This window comes from Paenibacillus sp. CAU 1782 (assembly GCF_054551715.1).
Genome location: NZ_JBTOLL010000001.1, coordinates 759,149 through 777,275 on the forward strand (window position 1 = coordinate 759,149; position 18,127 = coordinate 777,275).

The 18,127-nt window shown below is 47.0% G+C and carries 18 protein-coding genes; 5 read left to right on the plus strand and 13 right to left on the minus strand.

The features are described 5' to 3' along the window. Nucleotides 1–54: 54 nt before the first annotated feature. Nucleotides 55–1,083, minus strand: coding sequence for a ribosome small subunit-dependent GTPase A (gene rsgA / locus ACX93W_RS03760; protein WP_459390971.1), 1,029 nt, complete (start codon nucleotides 1,081–1,083; stop codon nucleotides 55–57). A gap of 334 nt (nucleotides 1,084–1,417) precedes the next feature. Beyond that, nucleotides 1,418–2,308 carry an AraC family transcriptional regulator gene (locus ACX93W_RS03765; RefSeq protein ID WP_459390972.1) on the minus strand — a complete coding sequence of 297 codons (891 nt, stop codon included), beginning with the start codon at nucleotides 2,306–2,308 and terminating at the stop codon, nucleotides 1,418–1,420. A gap of 148 nt (nucleotides 2,309–2,456) precedes the next feature. Between ACX93W_RS03765 and ACX93W_RS03770 the strand changes: the two genes are divergently transcribed. Then, the gene (locus tag ACX93W_RS03770) at nucleotides 2,457–3,404 is read left to right on the plus strand and encodes a DMT family transporter (protein WP_459390973.1); all 948 of its coding nucleotides are present in this window, start codon (nucleotides 2,457–2,459) and stop codon (nucleotides 3,402–3,404) included. A gap of 92 nt (nucleotides 3,405–3,496) precedes the next feature. Here the strand turns inward: ACX93W_RS03770 and ACX93W_RS03775 are convergent, their stop codons facing one another. After that, nucleotides 3,497–4,261: an alpha/beta hydrolase gene (locus ACX93W_RS03775; protein ID WP_459390974.1), complete on the minus strand. Its 765-nt coding sequence runs from the start codon at nucleotides 4,259–4,261 to the stop codon at nucleotides 3,497–3,499. 30 nt (nucleotides 4,262–4,291) lie between these two features. Beyond that, nucleotides 4,292–5,233: a COX15/CtaA family protein gene (locus ACX93W_RS03780; protein ID WP_459390975.1), complete on the minus strand. Its 942-nt coding sequence runs from the start codon at nucleotides 5,231–5,233 to the stop codon at nucleotides 4,292–4,294. Nucleotides 5,234–5,387: 154 nt separating this feature from the next. On the opposite strand from ACX93W_RS03780, the gene ACX93W_RS03785 reads away from it, so the two are divergent. Beyond that, nucleotides 5,388–6,002 carry a TetR/AcrR family transcriptional regulator gene (locus ACX93W_RS03785; protein ID WP_459390976.1) on the plus strand — a complete coding sequence of 205 codons (615 nt, stop codon included), beginning with the start codon at nucleotides 5,388–5,390 and terminating at the stop codon, nucleotides 6,000–6,002. Between the two features lie 18 nt (nucleotides 6,003–6,020). Here ACX93W_RS03785 and ACX93W_RS03790 read toward each other — a convergent pair whose 3' ends face one another. Further along, nucleotides 6,021–6,848, minus strand: coding sequence for an EcsC family protein (locus tag ACX93W_RS03790; RefSeq protein WP_459392003.1), 828 nt, complete (start codon nucleotides 6,846–6,848; stop codon nucleotides 6,021–6,023). A gap of 284 nt (nucleotides 6,849–7,132) precedes the next feature. Between ACX93W_RS03790 and ACX93W_RS03795 the strand changes: the two genes are divergently transcribed. Continuing rightward, nucleotides 7,133–7,912: a GNAT family N-acetyltransferase gene (locus tag ACX93W_RS03795; protein WP_459390977.1), complete on the plus strand. Its 780-nt coding sequence runs from the start codon at nucleotides 7,133–7,135 to the stop codon at nucleotides 7,910–7,912. A 116-nt stretch (nucleotides 7,913–8,028) separates the two neighbouring features. Here ACX93W_RS03795 and ACX93W_RS03800 read toward each other — a convergent pair whose 3' ends face one another. Genes ACX93W_RS03800 through ACX93W_RS03815 form a run of 4 tightly spaced genes read right to left on the minus strand, consistent with a single transcriptional unit; the run spans nucleotide 8,029 to nucleotide 11,239 of the window. Continuing rightward, nucleotides 8,029–8,283 (minus strand): hypothetical protein, encoded by a 255-nt coding sequence (locus ACX93W_RS03800; protein WP_459390978.1) that lies wholly within the window; start codon nucleotides 8,281–8,283, stop codon nucleotides 8,029–8,031. Between the two features lie 53 nt (nucleotides 8,284–8,336). After that, nucleotides 8,337–8,537, minus strand: coding sequence for a hypothetical protein (locus tag ACX93W_RS03805; RefSeq protein ID WP_459390979.1), 201 nt, complete (start codon nucleotides 8,535–8,537; stop codon nucleotides 8,337–8,339). A gap of 46 nt (nucleotides 8,538–8,583) precedes the next feature. Beyond that, nucleotides 8,584–10,839, minus strand: coding sequence for an ATP-binding cassette domain-containing protein (locus tag ACX93W_RS03810; RefSeq protein WP_459390980.1), 2,256 nt, complete (start codon nucleotides 10,837–10,839; stop codon nucleotides 8,584–8,586). Nucleotides 10,840–10,876: 37 nt separating this feature from the next. Continuing rightward, entirely contained in the window at nucleotides 10,877–11,239 is a 363-nt protein-coding gene (locus ACX93W_RS03815) for an ArsR/SmtB family transcription factor (protein ID WP_459390981.1), read from the minus strand. A 233-nt stretch (nucleotides 11,240–11,472) separates the two neighbouring features. On the opposite strand from ACX93W_RS03815, the gene ACX93W_RS03820 reads away from it, so the two are divergent. Further along, nucleotides 11,473–12,336 (plus strand): AraC family transcriptional regulator, encoded by an 864-nt coding sequence (locus ACX93W_RS03820; RefSeq protein WP_459390982.1) that lies wholly within the window; start codon nucleotides 11,473–11,475, stop codon nucleotides 12,334–12,336. A 65-nt stretch (nucleotides 12,337–12,401) separates the two neighbouring features. Here ACX93W_RS03820 and ACX93W_RS03825 read toward each other — a convergent pair whose 3' ends face one another. Further along, nucleotides 12,402–15,083, minus strand: coding sequence for a family 78 glycoside hydrolase catalytic domain (locus ACX93W_RS03825; RefSeq protein WP_459390983.1), 2,682 nt, complete (start codon nucleotides 15,081–15,083; stop codon nucleotides 12,402–12,404). 243 nt (nucleotides 15,084–15,326) lie between these two features. Here ACX93W_RS03825 and ACX93W_RS03830 point away from each other — a divergent pair, with 243 nt between their 5' ends. Further along, entirely contained in the window at nucleotides 15,327–16,055 is a 729-nt protein-coding gene (locus tag ACX93W_RS03830) for an EcsC family protein (RefSeq protein WP_459390984.1), read from the plus strand. On the opposite strand, the gene ACX93W_RS03835 is transcribed toward ACX93W_RS03830, so the two are convergent. The 3 genes from ACX93W_RS03835 to ACX93W_RS03845 all read right to left on the minus strand — a co-directional run bounded on the left by ACX93W_RS03835 (nucleotide 16,049) and on the right by ACX93W_RS03845 (nucleotide 17,958). Next, nucleotides 16,049–16,657, minus strand: coding sequence for a hypothetical protein (locus ACX93W_RS03835; protein WP_459390985.1), 609 nt, complete (start codon nucleotides 16,655–16,657; stop codon nucleotides 16,049–16,051). The two genes, ACX93W_RS03830 and ACX93W_RS03835, sit on opposite strands and share 7 nt — an antisense overlap. A 262-nt stretch (nucleotides 16,658–16,919) precedes the next feature. Next, the gene (bshB2, locus tag ACX93W_RS03840; protein WP_459390986.1) at nucleotides 16,920–17,594 is read right to left on the minus strand and encodes a bacillithiol biosynthesis deacetylase BshB2; all 675 of its coding nucleotides are present in this window, start codon (nucleotides 17,592–17,594) and stop codon (nucleotides 16,920–16,922) included. A 19-nt stretch (nucleotides 17,595–17,613) separates the two neighbouring features. Next, nucleotides 17,614–17,958: a YojF family protein gene (locus ACX93W_RS03845; RefSeq protein ID WP_459390987.1), complete on the minus strand. Its 345-nt coding sequence runs from the start codon at nucleotides 17,956–17,958 to the stop codon at nucleotides 17,614–17,616. Nucleotides 17,959–18,127 lie beyond the last annotated feature (169 nt).

The following is an 18,127-nucleotide window of genomic DNA, read 5'->3' on the forward strand; positions in this document are numbered from 1 at the left end:
CTTCTCCTACCCTATCACACCGCTTATCATTTGTTGAGAGCAGTCGTTGCTCATTTATTTTCGGAGCTTTTTGGATGCTTTATCCATCTTTCTCAGCTTTTCATTTTCCCGCCGTTCTGCATAAGCCAGCTCCCTCTCCATTTTAAGATAGTTGTCGTAGCGGCTTGGGTCAAGCTTGCCCGTTGCGAGAGCCGACTTTATGGCGCAGCCCGGTTCGTCGCGGTGTTTGCAGTCCCGATAGCGGCATTGCTCCATTAACCCTTCGATGTCCTCAAAAGCCGAGCTTAAACCATCCTCCGAAGCGTTGAGCTGCAGCTCGCGCATGCCTGGCGTGTCAATAATGATGCCGCCTGACGGAAGCACAATCAATTCGCGATGCGTAGTTGTATGTTTGCCGCGCCCGTCCGCTTCTCTGATTTCATTGACGCGCTGCAGGTCACTGCCCGCAAGCGCGTTGATGAGTGTTGACTTGCCAACGCCGGAGGAGCCGATCAATGCAGCCGTGCGACCTTGGCCCAAATAAGGCTGCAGCTCCTGCAAGCCCTGTATATGGAGCGCGCTGATCGCATGGATAGGAACGCCCGGAGCTATTCCTTGTACTTCCGCGATCTTTTCTTCGGCATTTTGACATAAATCGATTTTGCTCAGCACAATAACAGGGGTTGCGCCGCTATCCCAAGCCAGCAGCAGGTAACGCTCCAGCCTTCGCAGATTAAAGTCTTGATGCAGAGCCATAACAAGAAACGCGGTATCGATATTGGCGGCGACGATTTGTTCATCCGACGTTGCGCCCGCCGTATTCCGCGAAAACTTGCTTTTCCTTGGTAAAATAGCGTGGATAATCCCCCTGCCTCCCTCATGCTTCAAAACGACCCAGTCTCCAACAGCGGGCAAATCAGCCCGCTCCAGCGCGTCAAACCTCATTTTTCCGGATACTTCGCCAAGCACTTCTTCGTCCTCCATAGCGATTTGAAAGAAATGACGGTGCTCTTTGATGACACGCCCTGCGGCATACCCCCGCTCCCGATAGGGTGAAAATTGTTGGTCATAACCAGAATGCCAACCCAATTCAATTAAATTCAATGATTGCTTCCTCCAAATCAAAAAAATGAAACGCAAAAAGCCGCGATCTTAGCGACCGGCGGCTTAACTGCTGCTGCATCCTCAAAAAGACGCAGAAAAGCCCCGGAGACACGGGTCCCCAGGGCGATTAGCTTAAGAGCTTAACGCAACGCGCCATGAGGACCGTAACTTGCAACCCGCACATACATCATGTCATTTGTCATTGTCCCCACTCCTTTCGGTTTCTTATATAGCCACTGTAACATAAGGTGGTTTCCGGTTAAAGGTGGAAAATAATTAAAGCTGTTTTCCACCAGGTCCGCTGCTCCAAGGCTTAACTTACGGCCCGTCTCAGTCAAACCGGTTCATTTCTCATTTTCCTGAACGCTCTAGGCGTCTGATTATGCTGTTTTTTAAACGACTGAATAAAATGGTTTACATGATTAAAACCAACAAGCTCAGCAATTTCGGTAATCGTATGGTCGCTGGATAGCAATAAATCGCAGCTTTTTTTGATCCGGTATCTGACCAGATAATCGTAAGGGGTCATGCGTACCGTTTTTTTAAAGCTGCGCGTACATTCCGAGACGCTTAAATGCGCCACGTCGGCAATTTCCTTCAGCGAAACCGGTTGACTGTAATGCTGATGGATATAGCTCAGCATCAACTGAAGCCGCTCCTGCTGAAGCTTATTGTAGTGCGACGTTTCTTCAGCCGACAAGGATATGTTGGCAATAAAAAGCAGCCACAGCCTAACAGTCAGGATAGAAACTTCATACTCCCATCCCCACGCTTTTGGCCCATCAAATGTCTGCTTCATTTCTCGCAGCAAACCGATGAATTGCTGCTGCCAAGGAACATCGCCCTTAATGACATAGGCAGCTAAGTTGGAGTTGGTATAAGGAAGCACATAATGTTGCTCCATGGCGCTTTCGGAATAAAAGGCAAGAAGCTTCTCGGGAAAGTTAAAGCTGACATATTGGCCGTTCGGCGATAGCTGAGTAATGATGTGGAGAACGCCTTTGTTCAAGACGATGGCCTGGCCTGTTTCTAATACATGCTGGATACCGTTCACTTGTATCGTCAGCTTCCCTTTTGTTGCCAAGGTGATCTGCAGCTCCTCGTGCCAGTGCAAATCGTTAAAGCCTCTTCCCTTTGGCACGGTTTCGTGCTGTGTGTGGGTATACATGATAAATGGAAATGACATATTGGGGTATTGAATAGCTTCATACAGTTCTTTCTTCACGGGGCACCTCTTACTTTTGACGATATTTCGATAGTATTTAAAGATATTATTGCACAAAAAAGCAAAGCGCGATGATAATATTATATTCGGCCTTGAATTTCCAAATCAAACCTATGCATAGGCGATTGTCAGACATCCGGGAGGAAACATGTTTAAGCAACAGCAGCCGTCTTTATCCCTTCATCCTTATCTATTGCTTTTTATTAGCATTTTGTCTGTATCGATCTCTTCTATTCTGATTAAATTTTTTTCGGAAACGCCAACGTCCGTGGCGGGAATGTACAGATTGTTTATTACCGTGCTTATTATGCTTCCTTTTGTATCCTGGAGAAAGCTCCGTTCACTGGATATGGGCAAAAGGGATTGGTTCACCGTAACGTTAGCCGGAATCTTTATCGGATTGCATTTTTTGTTCTGGATGGAGTCGCTGGTTTATACATCCGTCGCAAGCTCCATGGTGATTCTGACGTTGCAGCCTCTCTTTGTTATGATCGGATCTTATTTTTTGTTTAACGAAAAAATCGGCCCGCTAACCATCGTTTGTATGCTGGCAGCGCTTCTGGGCTCGATCATTATTGCATGGGGGGATATCGGCATATCGCGGGAAGCATTGATCGGGGACGGCTTATCGCTTATCGGGACATTAATGGTGTCGGCTTATATGCTCGCAGGACAGAAAGTAAGCCGCAAACTGGATGCCAACCTGTACAGCGTTATCGTATTTTCCATTGGAGGCTTCGTTCTGCTGCTCTACAATCTAGTCAACAACCAATCGTTGATTCAATACGAGGCATCCGATTGGACGTACTTCCTCTTGCTTGCGATTATTCCAACGATATTTGGTCAATATATTTTCAACATCCTGTTAAAATCAATCGGGGCAACCACCGTTTCGGTAGGCATTATCGGTGAACCGGTCATCGCCATCCTGCTTGCCTTTTTATTGCTGGGAGAATCCATTTCGCACTTCCAATGGTGGGGCGGCCTATTAACTTTGCTGGGCATGGGGATGTATTTTTGGATGAAAAGCGCGATTTCAAAACATAACGTGAAGAGCAGCCAAAATACCGGCGAAGTCCGGAAAGCTCTCACTTGATTATTTGCAGCCATAAGAAAAGCCAAAGCTTGCTGATTTTCCAGCAAGCTTTGGCTTTCAATTCATATTACGGAGCTTTTTTGCAGCACCCTCTATTGCGATAATTGCTCTATCCAATTCTGCATAGCTTCAATTACTTGCTCCAACTGTTCCGCCTCACCAATTTGGGGATCATTATCTCCCTTTTGTTTACCATAGGAGCCAAATTGTCCATGATTTCCGCCTTCAATCGAAACAAAGGCTGTGTTTTGAGGGAGATTAGACTTGGTTTTTTCCCATTCTTCCCAATTCAGAACGCCATCCGCTGACCCTGTAATTTGCAGCGCGGAAAGGCTTGTATCGGCAAGCGTTCCTCCATCATCGGCATACGACGCCAGGAAATAGATGCCAATAAGCTTATCGCTATGCTGGTTTGCATATCTTGCCGCAAATGCCCCTCCTAGCGAGTGTCCCCCGATTATATAAGACTCGCCCGGATGTTCGCTCACGAAGGAATCTGCTTTATTTTGTCCGAATATAGCCAGGTTAAGCGGCATCTTCGCAATGTATACCCGATGGCCCAGCTTAGCAAGCTCGCTTGCAAACGGCGAATAACTCTCGGGCTCGACCAAACCGCCTGGATAAAAAATAATATTGGGCTGAATGGCGCTTCCATCTGCTGGTTCAAATTTAAAGCCGTCTTTCACTTCGGTTACTGCAACCTCGGTATTGCCTTGGAAGGCCGACTCCGCCTTATTGGAGGGGGCATAGGTTTGAGAGTCAAGATACAGGAGTGCGCCGCCAACAATAAGCGCAATTAATAGGAAGCCCCATAACAGTATGCGCAGCCATATGTTTTTTCGTTTTGTCTTTGCCACAGGGAAACTCTCCTTTAGATTAACAAATAATTAGCGGTTTTCAATTTCTGCTGGTTTTGACAGCCTCCAGACAAGATAACTCATATAAGTGAGCATGCCGAACAAAACGGCAATGGCAGTCATATGAGCAAGCACAACAAACATATACACTTCCGGGCGGCTCAGCGTAAATAACATCGCGACTCCGGTCAGAACCTGGAACAAGATGAGAGCAACAGAGAAATTGGCTTGCATCATCAATTCGCGGTTGCTTCTATAGTGCTTGTAGATCCATACCCAAAGCACCACGATCAGCAGCATCAACAGCATACCAGCTAAGCGGTGAATCATTTCGATCCTTATTCCGCTTGCCAGTTCCGGCAAGTTGCTACCCGTGCAAAACAGTCCGGTACAGGAGCCTGCCGAGTCGGTATGACTGACAAAAGCACCCGTATAAACAACCAGATAGGAATAAACGGTCAAGCCCCACACGAGATTGCGGAATGGCTTGCCTGTCCGCGGCATTTGCTTAAACTTAGCAAGTCCCCCCATCTTCTCCTCTTGCCTGGCGCCAAGACTCGTCATTAATGAGCTGGCCAAAGCGATAAAAGCAAAGCCCAAATGAAGCGCCATTACGGGTGGAGATTGCGAGAAAACAACGGCCAAAGCTCCCATCGCGCCTTGAATGATGACAAAAATCAGCGTTAACCCCGCAAAAAATTGCAAATCTCTCCGATGCTTGCAATACACCAGGAAAGCGATAAACGCGGCTACGGCCAAAATGCCCGCTGTCGTGCTAACCAGCCGATGCGTGTATTCGATAAAGGAAGCGAGCGTATGAGCCGGAACAAATTTCCCATGACATAACGGCCATTCTGTCCCGCAGCCTAGACCGGATTCGGTTCGGGTAACGATACCTCCGCCAAATGTCGCAAAAAACATAAACAATGTTGTTACATAACTAAGCCTTTTTAATGTAATGATGTTTCTCAAATTGTCTTCACCTGCCCGCATTTTTGATGATTCCATGATTTTTTTCATTGAAGGATTTGGTTGATCCCATTAAATTATATTTACCGGTAGGTAAATTTACAAGATGTTTTTGATAAAAATGATGAGATGTCATAAAATATTCATGGAGGTAGTTATGATAAAAAATCACTCGCAACGTGCGCCTGGAAGACCCAAGCATGCAAAAGACGATCTGCCCATACAAGAAATGATCATTCAAACGGCATCCAAACGGTTTATGGAGTACGGATATGAACCGGTATCGCTTCACCAAATCGCGGAAGCATGCCATGTATCCAAACCCTCCATCTATTATCATTTCACGAGTAAACCGGAATTATTTAAAGTGGCGGTTACAACCGTATTGAATCATGTACATGAGCATATAGCCCGTATTTTGGCTGAAGCGGAGCATCTGGAAGCGGGATTGGTTTCCGTAGCCGAAGCGCGGTTAACCAATCCACATGCCGAAATTGAAACGATGCTGAGAGAGGCGGAACCCTTTCTGAACGAGGAGCAAATACACGAAATCAGAGGGGCCGAGCATCATATTTACCAGGTATTGGCCGATCATTTCAAGGAAGCGATGGACAACCGTATTCTTCGGGCCAACGACCCTATGTTTCTGGCCCACACCTTTTCCGCGATGATGCTGTTGGGCAACCGGAAGGACACCCTGCAAAAATATGAGTCCAATCTAGCGTTGGCAAAAGAGATCGTCGGCATTTTTTTGCGTGGAGCATCCGAGTAAAAAACGAATTGCCTGATCTCAGGGGAGTTTTTGAATACTTTCCGCAGCCTGCAGCTTTTCCAAAATTCTGCGTTTGCGGTACATCATCTTCCCGGTCTCGGTAACATCTTTTAGGCTGGAGCGATTCAAAAAAGCGCCAAACAACATGCCGGCGATCGGGATCATCTGGAATAACTTTTTCCATCCGAAGTTATCCCGGTACGTAAGCATGACTTCGCGCCAGCCCTGCAGCTGGGAAATCATTTGACCGCTTTTTTCGCCCGTATGGAAAGCGGCCAGATCTTCCAGAATCGCTTTTTTGCCCACGATGTCGGAGGATGAAAACTGCATGCACTTGACGATAAAAATCCGCTCGGACTTTTCGGTTGGATCATAGCCGTAGCTCATGGCAACCTCCTGCAGCGCTTTTATCGAAATTCCCAAGAGAAGCGGGATGTCGATGGCGAGCGTAAAGATGCCGCCGATTCCCGTGGTTGCGCCTTGCACGGCGGCTGTTGTACTGCTTGAGGTTATGATTTTGTCCGCCTCCCCATCCATAATGGACAGCGGAAGTTGTCCGATTTCCTCCAGCGAGGTTTCTTCATTCCACTCCCCTTGCGGGAAAAAGGTGCGGTATGCCCGTTCTTTATTGATCAAATATTTCCCGCCGCTCTGCACATAATGGCCAACCTCGTCGAGCGCGGTTCCGATTTTGTCCTGTATAAACTTTGGCGTAAGCCGATCCAGGAGCACAAATGGCAATCTGCCGATTTTATCCCAGAAAAAAAGCCCCTTCTGATCCTTCTCCCATTGCTCGACCTTTCGTAGTTCCTCTCTTAAAGCATCTTCCGTTTCTATAATCGCCATTTGCCGAAACACCTCGCTCCAATAATCCTTTAGACATACAATACCGCACAAGACGAATAAACGTTTCATAAAAAAGACTGCCGAACCAGTCGGCGGGCTAGCTTCATTCATATAACGGGCAGGCTGGTTTACTGAAAAATCATTACCTTATCTTTAAAGTTGTCGAGGCAAAGTAATTATATTATTATCAGATTAATTGATTATCTGTCTAACTGAGTCAACTATTATGTATATAATTATATATTTCTAGCGCTATAAGAATAGTTGGAAAGGATTTGTTTGGAATGAACGAGTACTTAACTTCTGCAATTTTCGTAAAAGATATACTAAGAGAAAATAAAAGCAATATTATTCCCACATTCGCTTACTCGGTACTAGATAATTATATTGCAGGAGAATTGGTTGTTGATGAGTGTTCAGCACTAATAGGAACCTCTTCGGGTATATACGTAGTTGTTGGGAACGAGAAAAATGATAACTTCTCAGACTTTCTTATTGACAAATTTAAGAGTAGAAAGATTACTAACGAAAGATTTACTTTGTTTTCTTCATCTGAAAATTGGGACAAGAGAATCAAGGAACTGTTCGGGGCTGAATTGAAACAATTGGAAAGGTATTCTTTTGATTTTAATGAGAACCATTTTTTGAAATTAAGTAAAGCTAATTTACCGGATAACTTTCAACTAAATAAGACAAATGAAGCAAGGCTTTATGAGAATAGAAATTTTAACATAGCCTATATCATTAAATACTGGGGATCGGTAGAAAATTTTATGCAGAAAGGATTCGGTTTCTCTGTAATTCATAACAATGTGCCCGCAGGGGAATGTGTGTCAATATTTTCGTCATTAGAATATGCGGAGATAGATATTATTACCAATGATCATTTTAGGGGTCGAGGAGTGGCTCAATTTACTGCAGAAGCTTTTATAATAGAGTGTTTAAATCGAAATTTAATACCGAGATGGGATTGTGACGTTCATAATCTGGCTTCAATCAATTTGGCTAGAAAGTTGAGTTTTGCAGAACCGGAAAGATACTCGGTCTTCGTTAAAAAGGAATAACATAACTAACGATGCACGTTATTCCAATAAAAAAAGTGGTAGTCTGAGATTTTTTTATCATGTCCTAGACTACCACTGCTTTAAATTAACCGGAGGAACCCTTTTCCCCGCAGCTTTTAATATCCGAAAAAAGCATCCTTTTTGATTACTTTTTTCGGAATTTGATGATCTTGCAAAAAGGCAGCGATGAAGTCAACCATCGATTTAGGCCCCGCAACAAAGTAGCCGCCCTCGCTCTTATGCGAGGAGGCGAAAACCTCAATTTCCCGGTTCAAATCTTCTCTGGATGCCAGATAGCTTATTGATAATGAAGAAGCCCCTGCCAGCCGATCTATCTCTTCTTTAAAAGGATAGGCTTCCTGGCTATCCAAATAGAGCAGCCGGATGTTGTGTTTCCCCGTAGCTCCCTCCGATTCCAGTTGGTTCAGGATGCTATGCTGAACGGTTTTGTACCGTTTTTGATCTTTTTGTGCCTAATGCTAACCAAAACGTATTGGCCAGCCTTCCAAGAGAAGTCCTTGTCTTTTGCAAACAAAAAGGAATAGACATCTTCGGTCTCTTTCACGCTTTCGATAAACGTTATTTCCCGCTTTTTGAATATGGACAAAAAATCGCTAAATCCCATTGGCGTCTCCCCCTATAACGTAAATTGAGCCTCTCTGCCTTTACCCTCAAACCAAATATTTTCCGGTAATCGATTGCTCCGAAGCAATCATATCAGCCGGCGTGCCCTGAAACACGACCTGACCGCCTCTGCTGCCGCCGTCCGGTCCCATATCAATGATCCAGTCCGCATGGCTAATGACGGCGAGGTTATGTTCGATAACGACCACCGTATTGCCGGCATCCACCAGTCGGTTCATAATGCCCATCAGCAGTCCGATATCCGACATATGCAAACCGGTCGTAGGTTCGTCCATCACGTAAATGCTGCCTTTTTTGTGCAGCTCGCTGGCAAGCTTAATGCGCTGGCATTCACCGCCCGAAAGCGTGCTTAGCGGTTGGCCTAGCGTAATGTAGTTTAGTCCCACATCGCTCATCGCCTGGAGCCTGCGAACCACTTCTTTTAACTGGAAAAACTCGAGCGCCTGCTCAACCGTCATCGCCAGCACTTCGGCAATCGATTTGCCGTTCAGCTTGTACGCAAGCACCTCTTCCTTAAACCGTTTTCCGCCGCAAACCTCACATGGCAGCTTGACGCTATCCAGAAAAGCCAGGTCTGTGTACACCACTCCAAGTCCCTGACAGTTCTCGCATGCGCCTTTGGAATTAAAGCTGAACAATCCTTGGTTGACTTTGTTTGCGGAAGCAAACGCTTTCCGTACATCATCCATAATTCCCGTATAGGTCGCAGGATTGGAACGCGTGGATACGCCAACCGCAGATTGGTCGATCACGATTGCGTCGGGATGCTGACCCAGAAATATTTCGTTGATCAATGTGCTTTTGCCCGAGCCTGCCACACCGGTAACAACGGTCAACACGCCGGTTGGCACGTCAACACTTACATTGCGCAAATTATGCAAATTGGCATTGCGGATGGGAAGCGTCCCCGTGGGCTTTCTGCATTCACTCTTCAGCTGCAGCGGCAGCTTCATATGATTGCCCGTCAGCGTGCCGGATTCCAGCAGTCCCTGATAGCTCCCTTCATATACAACGTTGCCTCCGCGGCTGCCGGCATGAGGACCAACATCAACGATATGATCCGCTACCTTGATGACGTCTGGATCATGCTCGACAACAATGACCGTATTGCCTTTGTCCCGCAGCTTCTGCAGCAATTCATTCAACCGGTGTACGTCGCGGGGATGCAGGCCAACGCTGGGTTCGTCGAAGATATACGTCACATCCACCAGACTGCCGCTGAGATGTTTAACCATTTTGACCCGCTGTGATTCGCCGCCGGACAATGTATCGGTCTCCCTGTCGAGCGTCAAGTAATCCAGACCGATATCGACCAGATGCTGGAGCCGCTCGGAAAGCGCCTTGCTGATCGGCCCTGCCGCAGGATGCTCGATCTCCCGGATGACCTTAATGAGTCCGCCAACCTCCATGGACGACATCTCCGCAATGTTGAGGTCGTTAATCCGGCAGCCAAGCGTTGTTTGGCTCAATCTTGCTCCTTTGCAGCTGCTGCATGGGCCTTCCGTGATAAACGGCGCAACGGCCTTCTGCGTACGCTCCGACTTTGTTTTAACATCCTGCTTGATGTATTTGTTCGTAAACTTTTCGATAACGCCTTCAACCGTTATGTTCATCGCTTTGCCCGCAAAATCCATCTGAACCTTTTTGGCCTTGCCGTACAGCAGCCGATCCAGCTCGTCATCGCTATAGTCGCTTAGCTTTTTGTCGATATCATAGGAACCCGACTGCACAACCATATTCCATTCCCAGCCGCTAACCGAATAATCCGGCAGCATAATCGCGCCTTCGTTCAACGACTTAGTCATATCCACCGCTTTGCTTATATCGACGCCCAACCTGCGGCCCAGACCGCTGCACTCCGGACACATCCCTTGGGGATCGTTAAACGAAAATAAATGCGGCTCGCCGATATGGGGTTGTCCCGCCCGTGAGAAAAGAAGGCGAAGAATCGGGGAAATATCGGTGATCGTACCCATCGTGGAATGGGAACCTCCGCCGAGTCGCTTCTGGTCTACGATAACCGCCATGCTCAAGTTTTCAATTGCGTCTGTATCCGGTTGCGGGACACGCGGCAGAAAATTGCGCACAAACATACTGAAATTTTCGTTCAGCAAACGTGTGGATTCCGCAGCGATGGTATCAAAGACGATCGAAGATTTGCCTGAACCGGATACACCGGTAAAAATCGTGATTTTTCGCTTCGGAATACGTAAGGATACATTCTTGAGATTGTTTTCTCGCGCACCCGCTAAAACGATAAACTCCTGATTGCTCTCGTTCATGCACAACTCCCTTTCGCTTCTCTTCTATATCTTGCTATTAACGACTCAACAGCTTTTCAAGCTCTCCGCACCAATTGCTCCAGTCGTGTTTTATTTGATTCAATCGCATCATATTAGGGCTCCAGAACTTTGTATAAAAAGCCACCCAGTCATGAATTTCCCGGAGCGGCGCTGCATTCAGCCGAAAACGAGTTTCTCTCCCTACCTTTTCGTCCAGCACCAGCCCGGCTTCTTTCAGAATGGTCAAATGCTTGAATATGGCTGTACGGCCCATCGAAAAACCTGCCGTCAGCTCATGGAGCGGTTTATCTTTCGCTTCCGCCAGCATGCCGATCAATTGGCGTCTGGTCGGATCCGCAAACGCGTCGAATACATCCCTTGACGGGGCATTTACGCTCATGGCACCACCTCCTAAGTAGTATGACCCGGGGATCGTTGTTTCGATCAATCTCTTCTATGTATCGGGCACACAACTCGGACACAAATTAGACACCTTTTGGTGACGTTTAGATTATAGGCACCATTCGGTGTCCTGTCAATGCTATCTTTTCGCCAAGGGAATCCGTAGATTTTGCCCCTTTGTTCAACTATAATGAGAGCAACTATTCTTTCTAAGAAAAGGAGGAAACTCCGGTGAATCAAGCCACAACGCTGTTTGAAAGCCATTATTTTTTGCGCAACCACCCTCTTCTTGATATCGTTCGATATCCGGAAGACTTTGAGGTCCCATTTCACTCTCACGAATTTATTGAATATTGCTATGTTGCAGAAGGTAAGGGCTTTCATTATATCCAAAACGAAACCTTTCCCGTCCACAAGGGAATGCTATTTGCGATTCCGGTAGGCGCCTCCCATGTTTTCCGGCCTTCCTCCCCCGGCGGCTCTGAACAGCCGTTAATTGTTTACAACTGCCTTTTTGGCAAAGACATGGTGGAGCAGCTATCCCGGCTGCTGGAGGAAGACATTGTCGTTCACTTAACGAAGCTGGCTAACCAAAATCAGTCATATTTCTCTGTTTTTGACAGTGATGGCGCAATAGAACGACTCCTGATGGCGATGTATCGCGAAAAGCTGGTCCCTGGTCCCGGTTTCGCAAGCCTGATGCAGGCGTATTTAAGCCAGCTTGTTATTGCCGTTTATCGCTTGAATAATAAAGATTCAGCAGGAGCGGAGCCTAATGTCGCAGACTTTTCCATTATCATTGATTATATTGAAAATCATCTTTCGCTTCCTATCACGCTAAGTGATTTGTCGGTCAGCTCCAAATGGAGCGGCAGACATCTTCAGCGATTGTTTCAAAAGCATTTTGGCCAGCCGTTTGGCGCTTATTTACGGAATGCCCGCATTCAAAAAAGCTGCGAGCTTTTGCGGCATACCTCCTACAAAATCAGCTATATCGCCGAGCTGGTCGGTTACCGCAACAGCGGAGCGTTTAATGCGGTGTTCAAAAAGGTTGTGGGCAAATCGCCTGCGGAATTCCGCAAGCTGAATAACTAAAACGTCTCCCGGCGGGTATGGCCAGGAGACGTTTTTTTCTTTTTGACGTATGAAAAGGATTGATGTTATACCGCGTATGAAAAAACGTAGCTGCCGGAGCCTAGCTCCACTTTAACGCCCCCATCGCAGACTTCTATACCCGATATGCCGTCAGCCTTGACAACGGGTCCTCCGTTTTCAAGCAATCCCTCAAGCTTGGCGCCAGGCAAAATGGCTTCGCCTGTTGCATTGGCAGGAATCGTAATTTGAAGCTCCATAGTTCCATTTTCCGCCAAGTTCCAGTTGCATGCTACCGTGCCGTACATCGTCTCCAGGCTTGCTTTGACGTAGCGCAGCCCAGGACCCGGCATAGGTTTGATATGCACCCGTCTGAAGCCAGGTTGAGATTCATCCGGTCCGATCCCCGCCACAAAGCGATAGAGCCATTCGCCGATGGAGCCGTAGGCGTAATGGTTGAACGACACCATTCCCCCATCCTTAAAGCTGCCATCCTCCTTAATGCCGTCCCAATGCTCCCATACCGTCGTTGCGCCTTTGGTCACTTGATAAAGCCAGGAAGGATAATCGGTATGAAAGAGCAGCCGATAAGCCAGTTCATTGTTGCCTGTTGAGCTCAAAACGGGGTTTAAATAAGGCGTACCAACAAAACCCGTCTTCAGATGATCTCCGGCATCGGCCAGCAATTCCTTCAGCTTCTGAACGGTTCGCTCCTTAACTGGACCATCCACTAGCTCGAAGTGAAGCGCCAGTATATGGGCAGTTTGCGTAAGCACGGTAAGGCTGCCGTCAGAGGCGACATATTCATTGCGGAAGGCTTGAACAATGTGTCCGTGCAGCGTTTGGTAATACTCCGCATCCTCATTATAACCCAAAGCTGCTGCCGCTTTTTGAACAAGAGATGTGGAATACGCGTAAAACGCAGTGGCGACATAGTGGCGGTCGGTCGCTCCAAAATTAGCCTCCCATCCCCCCTTATCAGAATCAAGAGCCAGCCAATCACCATAATGGAATCCCGTATTCCACAGGTAAGGATTGTCGCCTTGGGCGTAAATGTAGGCCACCCATTTCTTCATGCTCTGGTATTGCTGCGCCAGAAGCCGATTGTCCCCATACATTTCATAAATCGTCCACGGGCAAATGGTGGCCGCATCCCCCCAAGCAGCGGAGGAATGATGAGTTTCGCCCCAATTGGATTCAATGGAATAGGATTCCTTCAGATTTGGAATATAGAACGGAACGCCACCTTCCGGCATCTGATCCGCCTGCAAATCACGGAGCCATTTTGTAAAAAAGGGAGCGGTGTTCATCAGATAGGAAGCCGTGCGAACAAAGGCTTGTGCATCCCCGGTCCAGCCCATTCGCTCGTCGCGCTGCGGGCAATCGGTAGGAACGTCCAGGAAATTCCCCTTTTGCCCCCACAAAATATTATGGTGCAGCCGGTTGACGAGAGGGTCCGAACATTCGAATTCACCTGTCCGTTCCAGCTTGGAATGAAGAACAACCCCGTTGAAATCCTCAAGCGCTGCCTCTGCGCCAAAACCCTTTAATTGGACATAACGGAAACCTTGAAAGGTAAAATGGGGCTCGAAGGTCTCCTTCGCGTCACCCTTTAATGTATATTGAATTCGCTGCTGCGCCGCCCTTATATTTTCCCGGTAAAAGTTGCCTTTGCTATCGAGCACCTCGGCATGGATAAGCTCGACGGTTTGACCAGCTTTGCCTTTGACCTCAAATCGGAGCCAGCCGACCATATTTTGGCCCATATCAAGCACCAACTCGCCATCCGGCGTATGCCATAGTTTGATCGGCTTGATGTACTCAATTTTTGTTACAGGTTCGTTTTCTTGCGGGACCAAAATGGTTTTGCTGTGCTGGATTTGCTCCACCGAGTGCCAGCGCTCTGCGCTTTCATCATTCAAATCGTAGGCTAATTGTGCGTCATAATGTTCGCCCATATAGATATCGGACATCAACACAGGACTTTCTGCGGCCTGCCAGCTGGAATCCGAATATACATGCTGCTGCGAGCCATCGGCATACCGAATATGCAGCTCCAGCAAAAGCGCCCGCCTGGAGCCATACATTTCGCGATCGTTGCGCCAGCCAAGGTAGCCCTTGTACCAGCCGTCTCCCAATAAAGCGCCCAGCGTGTTTTTTCCTCTATGCAAATCATTCGTCACATCATAGGTTTGGTATTGCAAGCGATTGTTGTAGCTGGTCCATCCCGGCGTAAAATAATGATGACTTACTCGTTCCTTATTAAGCTGCAATTCGTACAGACCTAAGGCGGTAACATAGATTGTTGCGTTTTCAATCTCTCCCTGGACATTGAAAAATGTCCGGAGTTGGGGACAAACGCCATCCCGCAATGTATTAGCAGGCGCGGCAATCCATTCCGCCTCCCACTCCCCGGGATTTTGAAGGCCGGTTTGGAAAAAAGCCGGTTCTGACCAATAGCTTTCCATCCCGGTATTGTCCCAAGCTTTTACACGATAATAGTAGCGCGTCCTGGAGGATAAACGCAGTCCATTCAGTTCTACATGCAGGGACTGGGTTGAATTGAGTTGGCCGGAGTCCCATAACAGCTGGTCAAAATTATCGGAGGAGGAAATTTGAATACGGTAAGCGGATTGCAGGCATGCTCTGGTATCGGAGTGAAGCTTCCAGCTGATTCGCGGAGTATTCTCCATATCAATGCCAATTGGATTAACCTTGTATTCGCAAGTGAGCTGAGCGATAGACAACATAAGAATGGCCCCCTTCATGAAAAATCATGTTATGACTATACTTTAGAACAAAGGGCAGCCTCAAACATTACGCAATCGGGACATTACCCCCTGCAATCGTGACATCTTTGTCGCCATAGGGAAAATTCTCTAAAGAGCTAACATACTGGACTTTTGTCGGGCCGCGTAACCTGCTGTGGTCTGTTTCGCAAGAGGCAGATCGATTTTACAATGAAGTGAAGTCTTATAGAGGAGCGATTGATTATGAATTATGAACAAAAGGTACGTAATGAACTTGCCGAATGGGAACGCAGCTTGTTCAAAACGCCAGGCCTGCTGGAGAAGGCATCGAAATCCATAGGAGCCCGGATCAATCAGCTCATTCCTCCCAAGATGCACGCTATTATTACAACAACGATTAAATCCATAGTGCGTACAGCTTTGTTTGGCGCAGAATATACACCCCGTAGACCCGTATTGGCATTTACGAATCTGGAGCATGCCGATCAAGAGGCGGGCGAGCTTTTTTCCCTTTATCAAAAAATCGCGGTAGCTGAAGGCGCGGGCACAGGTGCTGGAGGTATTATGCTCAGCATGGTGGACTTCCCTGCTTTAATCGCGATCAAAATGAAATATTTGTTTGAGCTTGCCCATGTTTATGGTTACGACACGAAGAATTTTTCCGAACGGGTTTTTGTGCTGAAGGTGTTTCAGATGGCTTTTTCGGGGCCGGAAAAAAGAGCGGAGTTGCTGTATTCCATCAAGCATTGGGAGAGAGAAAAGGCAATGTGGCAATCGGATGGCGACTATGCCAAGCAGATGGATTGGGAGACGTTCCAGAAGGAATACCGCGATGCCATCGATTTTCGTAAAATGCTGCAAATGGTTCCGGGCATTGGCGCTGTGGCAGGTGCTTGGGCGAATTACAGCATTCTCGGGGATCTTCGCGAAATCGCGGCAAACGCCTACCGTTTACGCAGATTAAATCAATGATTCCCGTTCATATGCAAAACAGGGTAATATTGCAGGTTAACTCCATTTTGACCTCCCATGCCGTGATAACGTCTGGGATTGTCGACATCCAACGACTCATTAACAACTTCTCCCCACTGCATATTCGTAATTACAAACGGAATCCCGCTGTTGTTATTGACGTTTACGGGTCCGTTCCTGTCATAAGATAAACTCTCCGCCATAAGGAGGCCATCATTAAAGCGGATTTGATACATATCCGCTTGCTCCGCCCCGTATTGAGTCCTCTCTCGATAAGCCTTCGCCGGGAAATCCCTAACAGAGGAAAACAAGTCGGTCAATTGATGTCCAATGCGAGGGTGGCGAATTTCATTGGGCAAACCTTCATATTTAATTTCTCCGATGTAAATGATTGCGAGCTCATTATTGTCGGAAGTATTATTAGCTTCGTAGGAAAGTTGCCTTTCGCCATTTTTGCCAGGTACGTTAAGCGTAAAGCGGAAAGCGACTTGGCCTATGCCCAGATCCCTCTCTGGATCATTCGGATTGCTGGATACCGTAACAAAAAACCGATCTGCCGCCGTCACTAATGGAACGATCTCAGGATGGCCGATCGCATTCATAATATCACCTGTAAGCGGTTCCGGGTCGATTTGTAATTACGATTCCTCCTTTAAAATTAACCCGTATCAAATGCGCCAATAATAAACGTCGATTAATAATTAACCCCATTAACTTCATTACCATATTATACTCATTTTACCATTATAGATGAAGTTTCTTGGAGATGATAGATCTTTATCCTGTATTTTTCTTTTACAAAACAGTGACAAAAAAACTACCGACATTCGCCAGTAGTTTACATAATTATATTTATGGATCCTATTAGTTAAAGCGATACGTCCAGAATGTCTCAGTGCCAAATCTTGCCTTGATTTCTTCGCTGTCGAGCTCCTTGTTTCCAACCAGCTCCGCTGCCTGAAATTGAGTCCGATGCGCTTTGATCGATGCCATTTTTTGCGGAAGGAATTTGCTTGCGTCTATAATGATATCCGCTTTCCCGATTACTCCCTCGTGCCCGCTGGAGAACGCGCTGCAATAGACGACGGGCCTTTCGGCTGCGGGGAGCTTTTCGATCGCCCTTATCACTGCGGCGCCGGTTGCATCATGATCGGGATGAACGCTGTATCCCGGGTAGAAGGTAAAAACGAGACTTGGTTGCAGTTCTTTTAGCAGATCGGTAAGTACACGGTCCAGTAAATCGGGATTTTCGAATTCGATCATTTTGTCATGGAAACCAAGCATTCGCAGATCCTGTATGCCAATTGCTTGCGCGGACTCTTCCAGCTCTTTTTTTCGAATGGAAGGCAAGGTCACCCGGTTGGCAAATGGCGGAATGCCCATGTTTCGTCCCATTTCCCCCAGAGTCAAGCAGGCATAGGTAACCTGGGTGCCGCCTTCGATCGCCATCGCCAGCGTTCCCGCCGCAGTAAACGATTCATCGTCGGGATGCGGAAAAACAACCAGAATACGTTGATGGTGCGTTAGTTGATTAGTCATTTTCTTTTGTTCCTCCGATTCAGAAGCTTTCCCGGCTCAATTGCAAAGCGACGATCAATTTCCCTTGACTGTCATGGCCAGCGAGAATAAGACGGCTCTGCTCATTCTCGTCAACATGAGTTAATCCTTCAGCGTATATCCAGCCTTGCGATGTTTTTAAACCAACCCGATAAGGCCCTGCCCCGGAAATGGAACCATGAGAATAACGAATTGCCGCATTGGAAATAAAGGCCGATGCGGGGTGACGCGAGCTGTCCAGGTGACTTGCATAAGCTCCCGTTGTCAGCTCCAGATGTACATATAAATCCTGATCAGCCAGATGATCAATTCTGGTTTGAATATCTTGTGGTTGTATCGGCTGCATGGCGATCTCCTTTATCGTTAATGAACGTATAAGTTAAAAAATGAAGATAACTCAATTTTACCACGAGCGGTTTGCATCAATCCAGAAAAGCTCTTCCAGAGCGGCATGGTTTTTAATGGCCATTTTTGCTATACTAAAATTGCATTAAATCTATATTTAATGCAATTTC

Excerpts from the sequence above, each read along its gene's own strand:
- ACX93W_RS03825 (WP_459390983.1), bottom strand. The coding sequence starts at position 15,083 with ATGTTGTCTATCGCTCAGCTCACTTGCGAATACAAGGTTAATCCAATT.
- ACX93W_RS03845 (WP_459390987.1), bottom strand. The coding sequence starts at position 17,958 with ATGCAGCCGATACAACCACAAGATATTCAAACCAGAATTGATCATCTG.
- ACX93W_RS03810 (WP_459390980.1), bottom strand. The coding sequence starts at position 10,839 with ATGAACGAGAGCAATCAGGAGTTTATCGTTTTAGCGGGTGCGCGAGAA.
- ACX93W_RS03815 (WP_459390981.1), bottom strand. The coding sequence starts at position 11,239 with ATGAGCGTAAATGCCCCGTCAAGGGATGTATTCGACGCGTTTGCGGAT.
- ACX93W_RS03785 (WP_459390976.1), top strand. The coding sequence starts at position 5,388 with ATGATAAAAAATCACTCGCAACGTGCGCCTGGAAGACCCAAGCATGCA.
- ACX93W_RS03790 (WP_459392003.1), bottom strand. The coding sequence starts at position 6,848 with ATGGCGATTATAGAAACGGAAGATGCTTTAAGAGAGGAACTACGAAAG.
- ACX93W_RS03805 (WP_459390979.1), bottom strand. The coding sequence starts at position 8,537 with ATGGGATTTAGCGATTTTTTGTCCATATTCAAAAAGCGGGAAATAACG.
- bshB2 (WP_459390986.1), bottom strand. The coding sequence starts at position 17,594 with ATGACTAATCAACTAACGCACCATCAACGTATTCTGGTTGTTTTTCCG.
- ACX93W_RS03830 (WP_459390984.1), top strand. The coding sequence starts at position 15,327 with ATGAATTATGAACAAAAGGTACGTAATGAACTTGCCGAATGGGAACGC.
- ACX93W_RS03795 (WP_459390977.1), top strand. The coding sequence starts at position 7,133 with ATGAACGAGTACTTAACTTCTGCAATTTTCGTAAAAGATATACTAAGA.
- ACX93W_RS03835 (WP_459390985.1), bottom strand. The coding sequence starts at position 16,657 with ATGAATGCGATCGGCCATCCTGAGATCGTTCCATTAGTGACGGCGGCA.
- ACX93W_RS03770 (WP_459390973.1), top strand. The coding sequence starts at position 2,457 with ATGTTTAAGCAACAGCAGCCGTCTTTATCCCTTCATCCTTATCTATTG.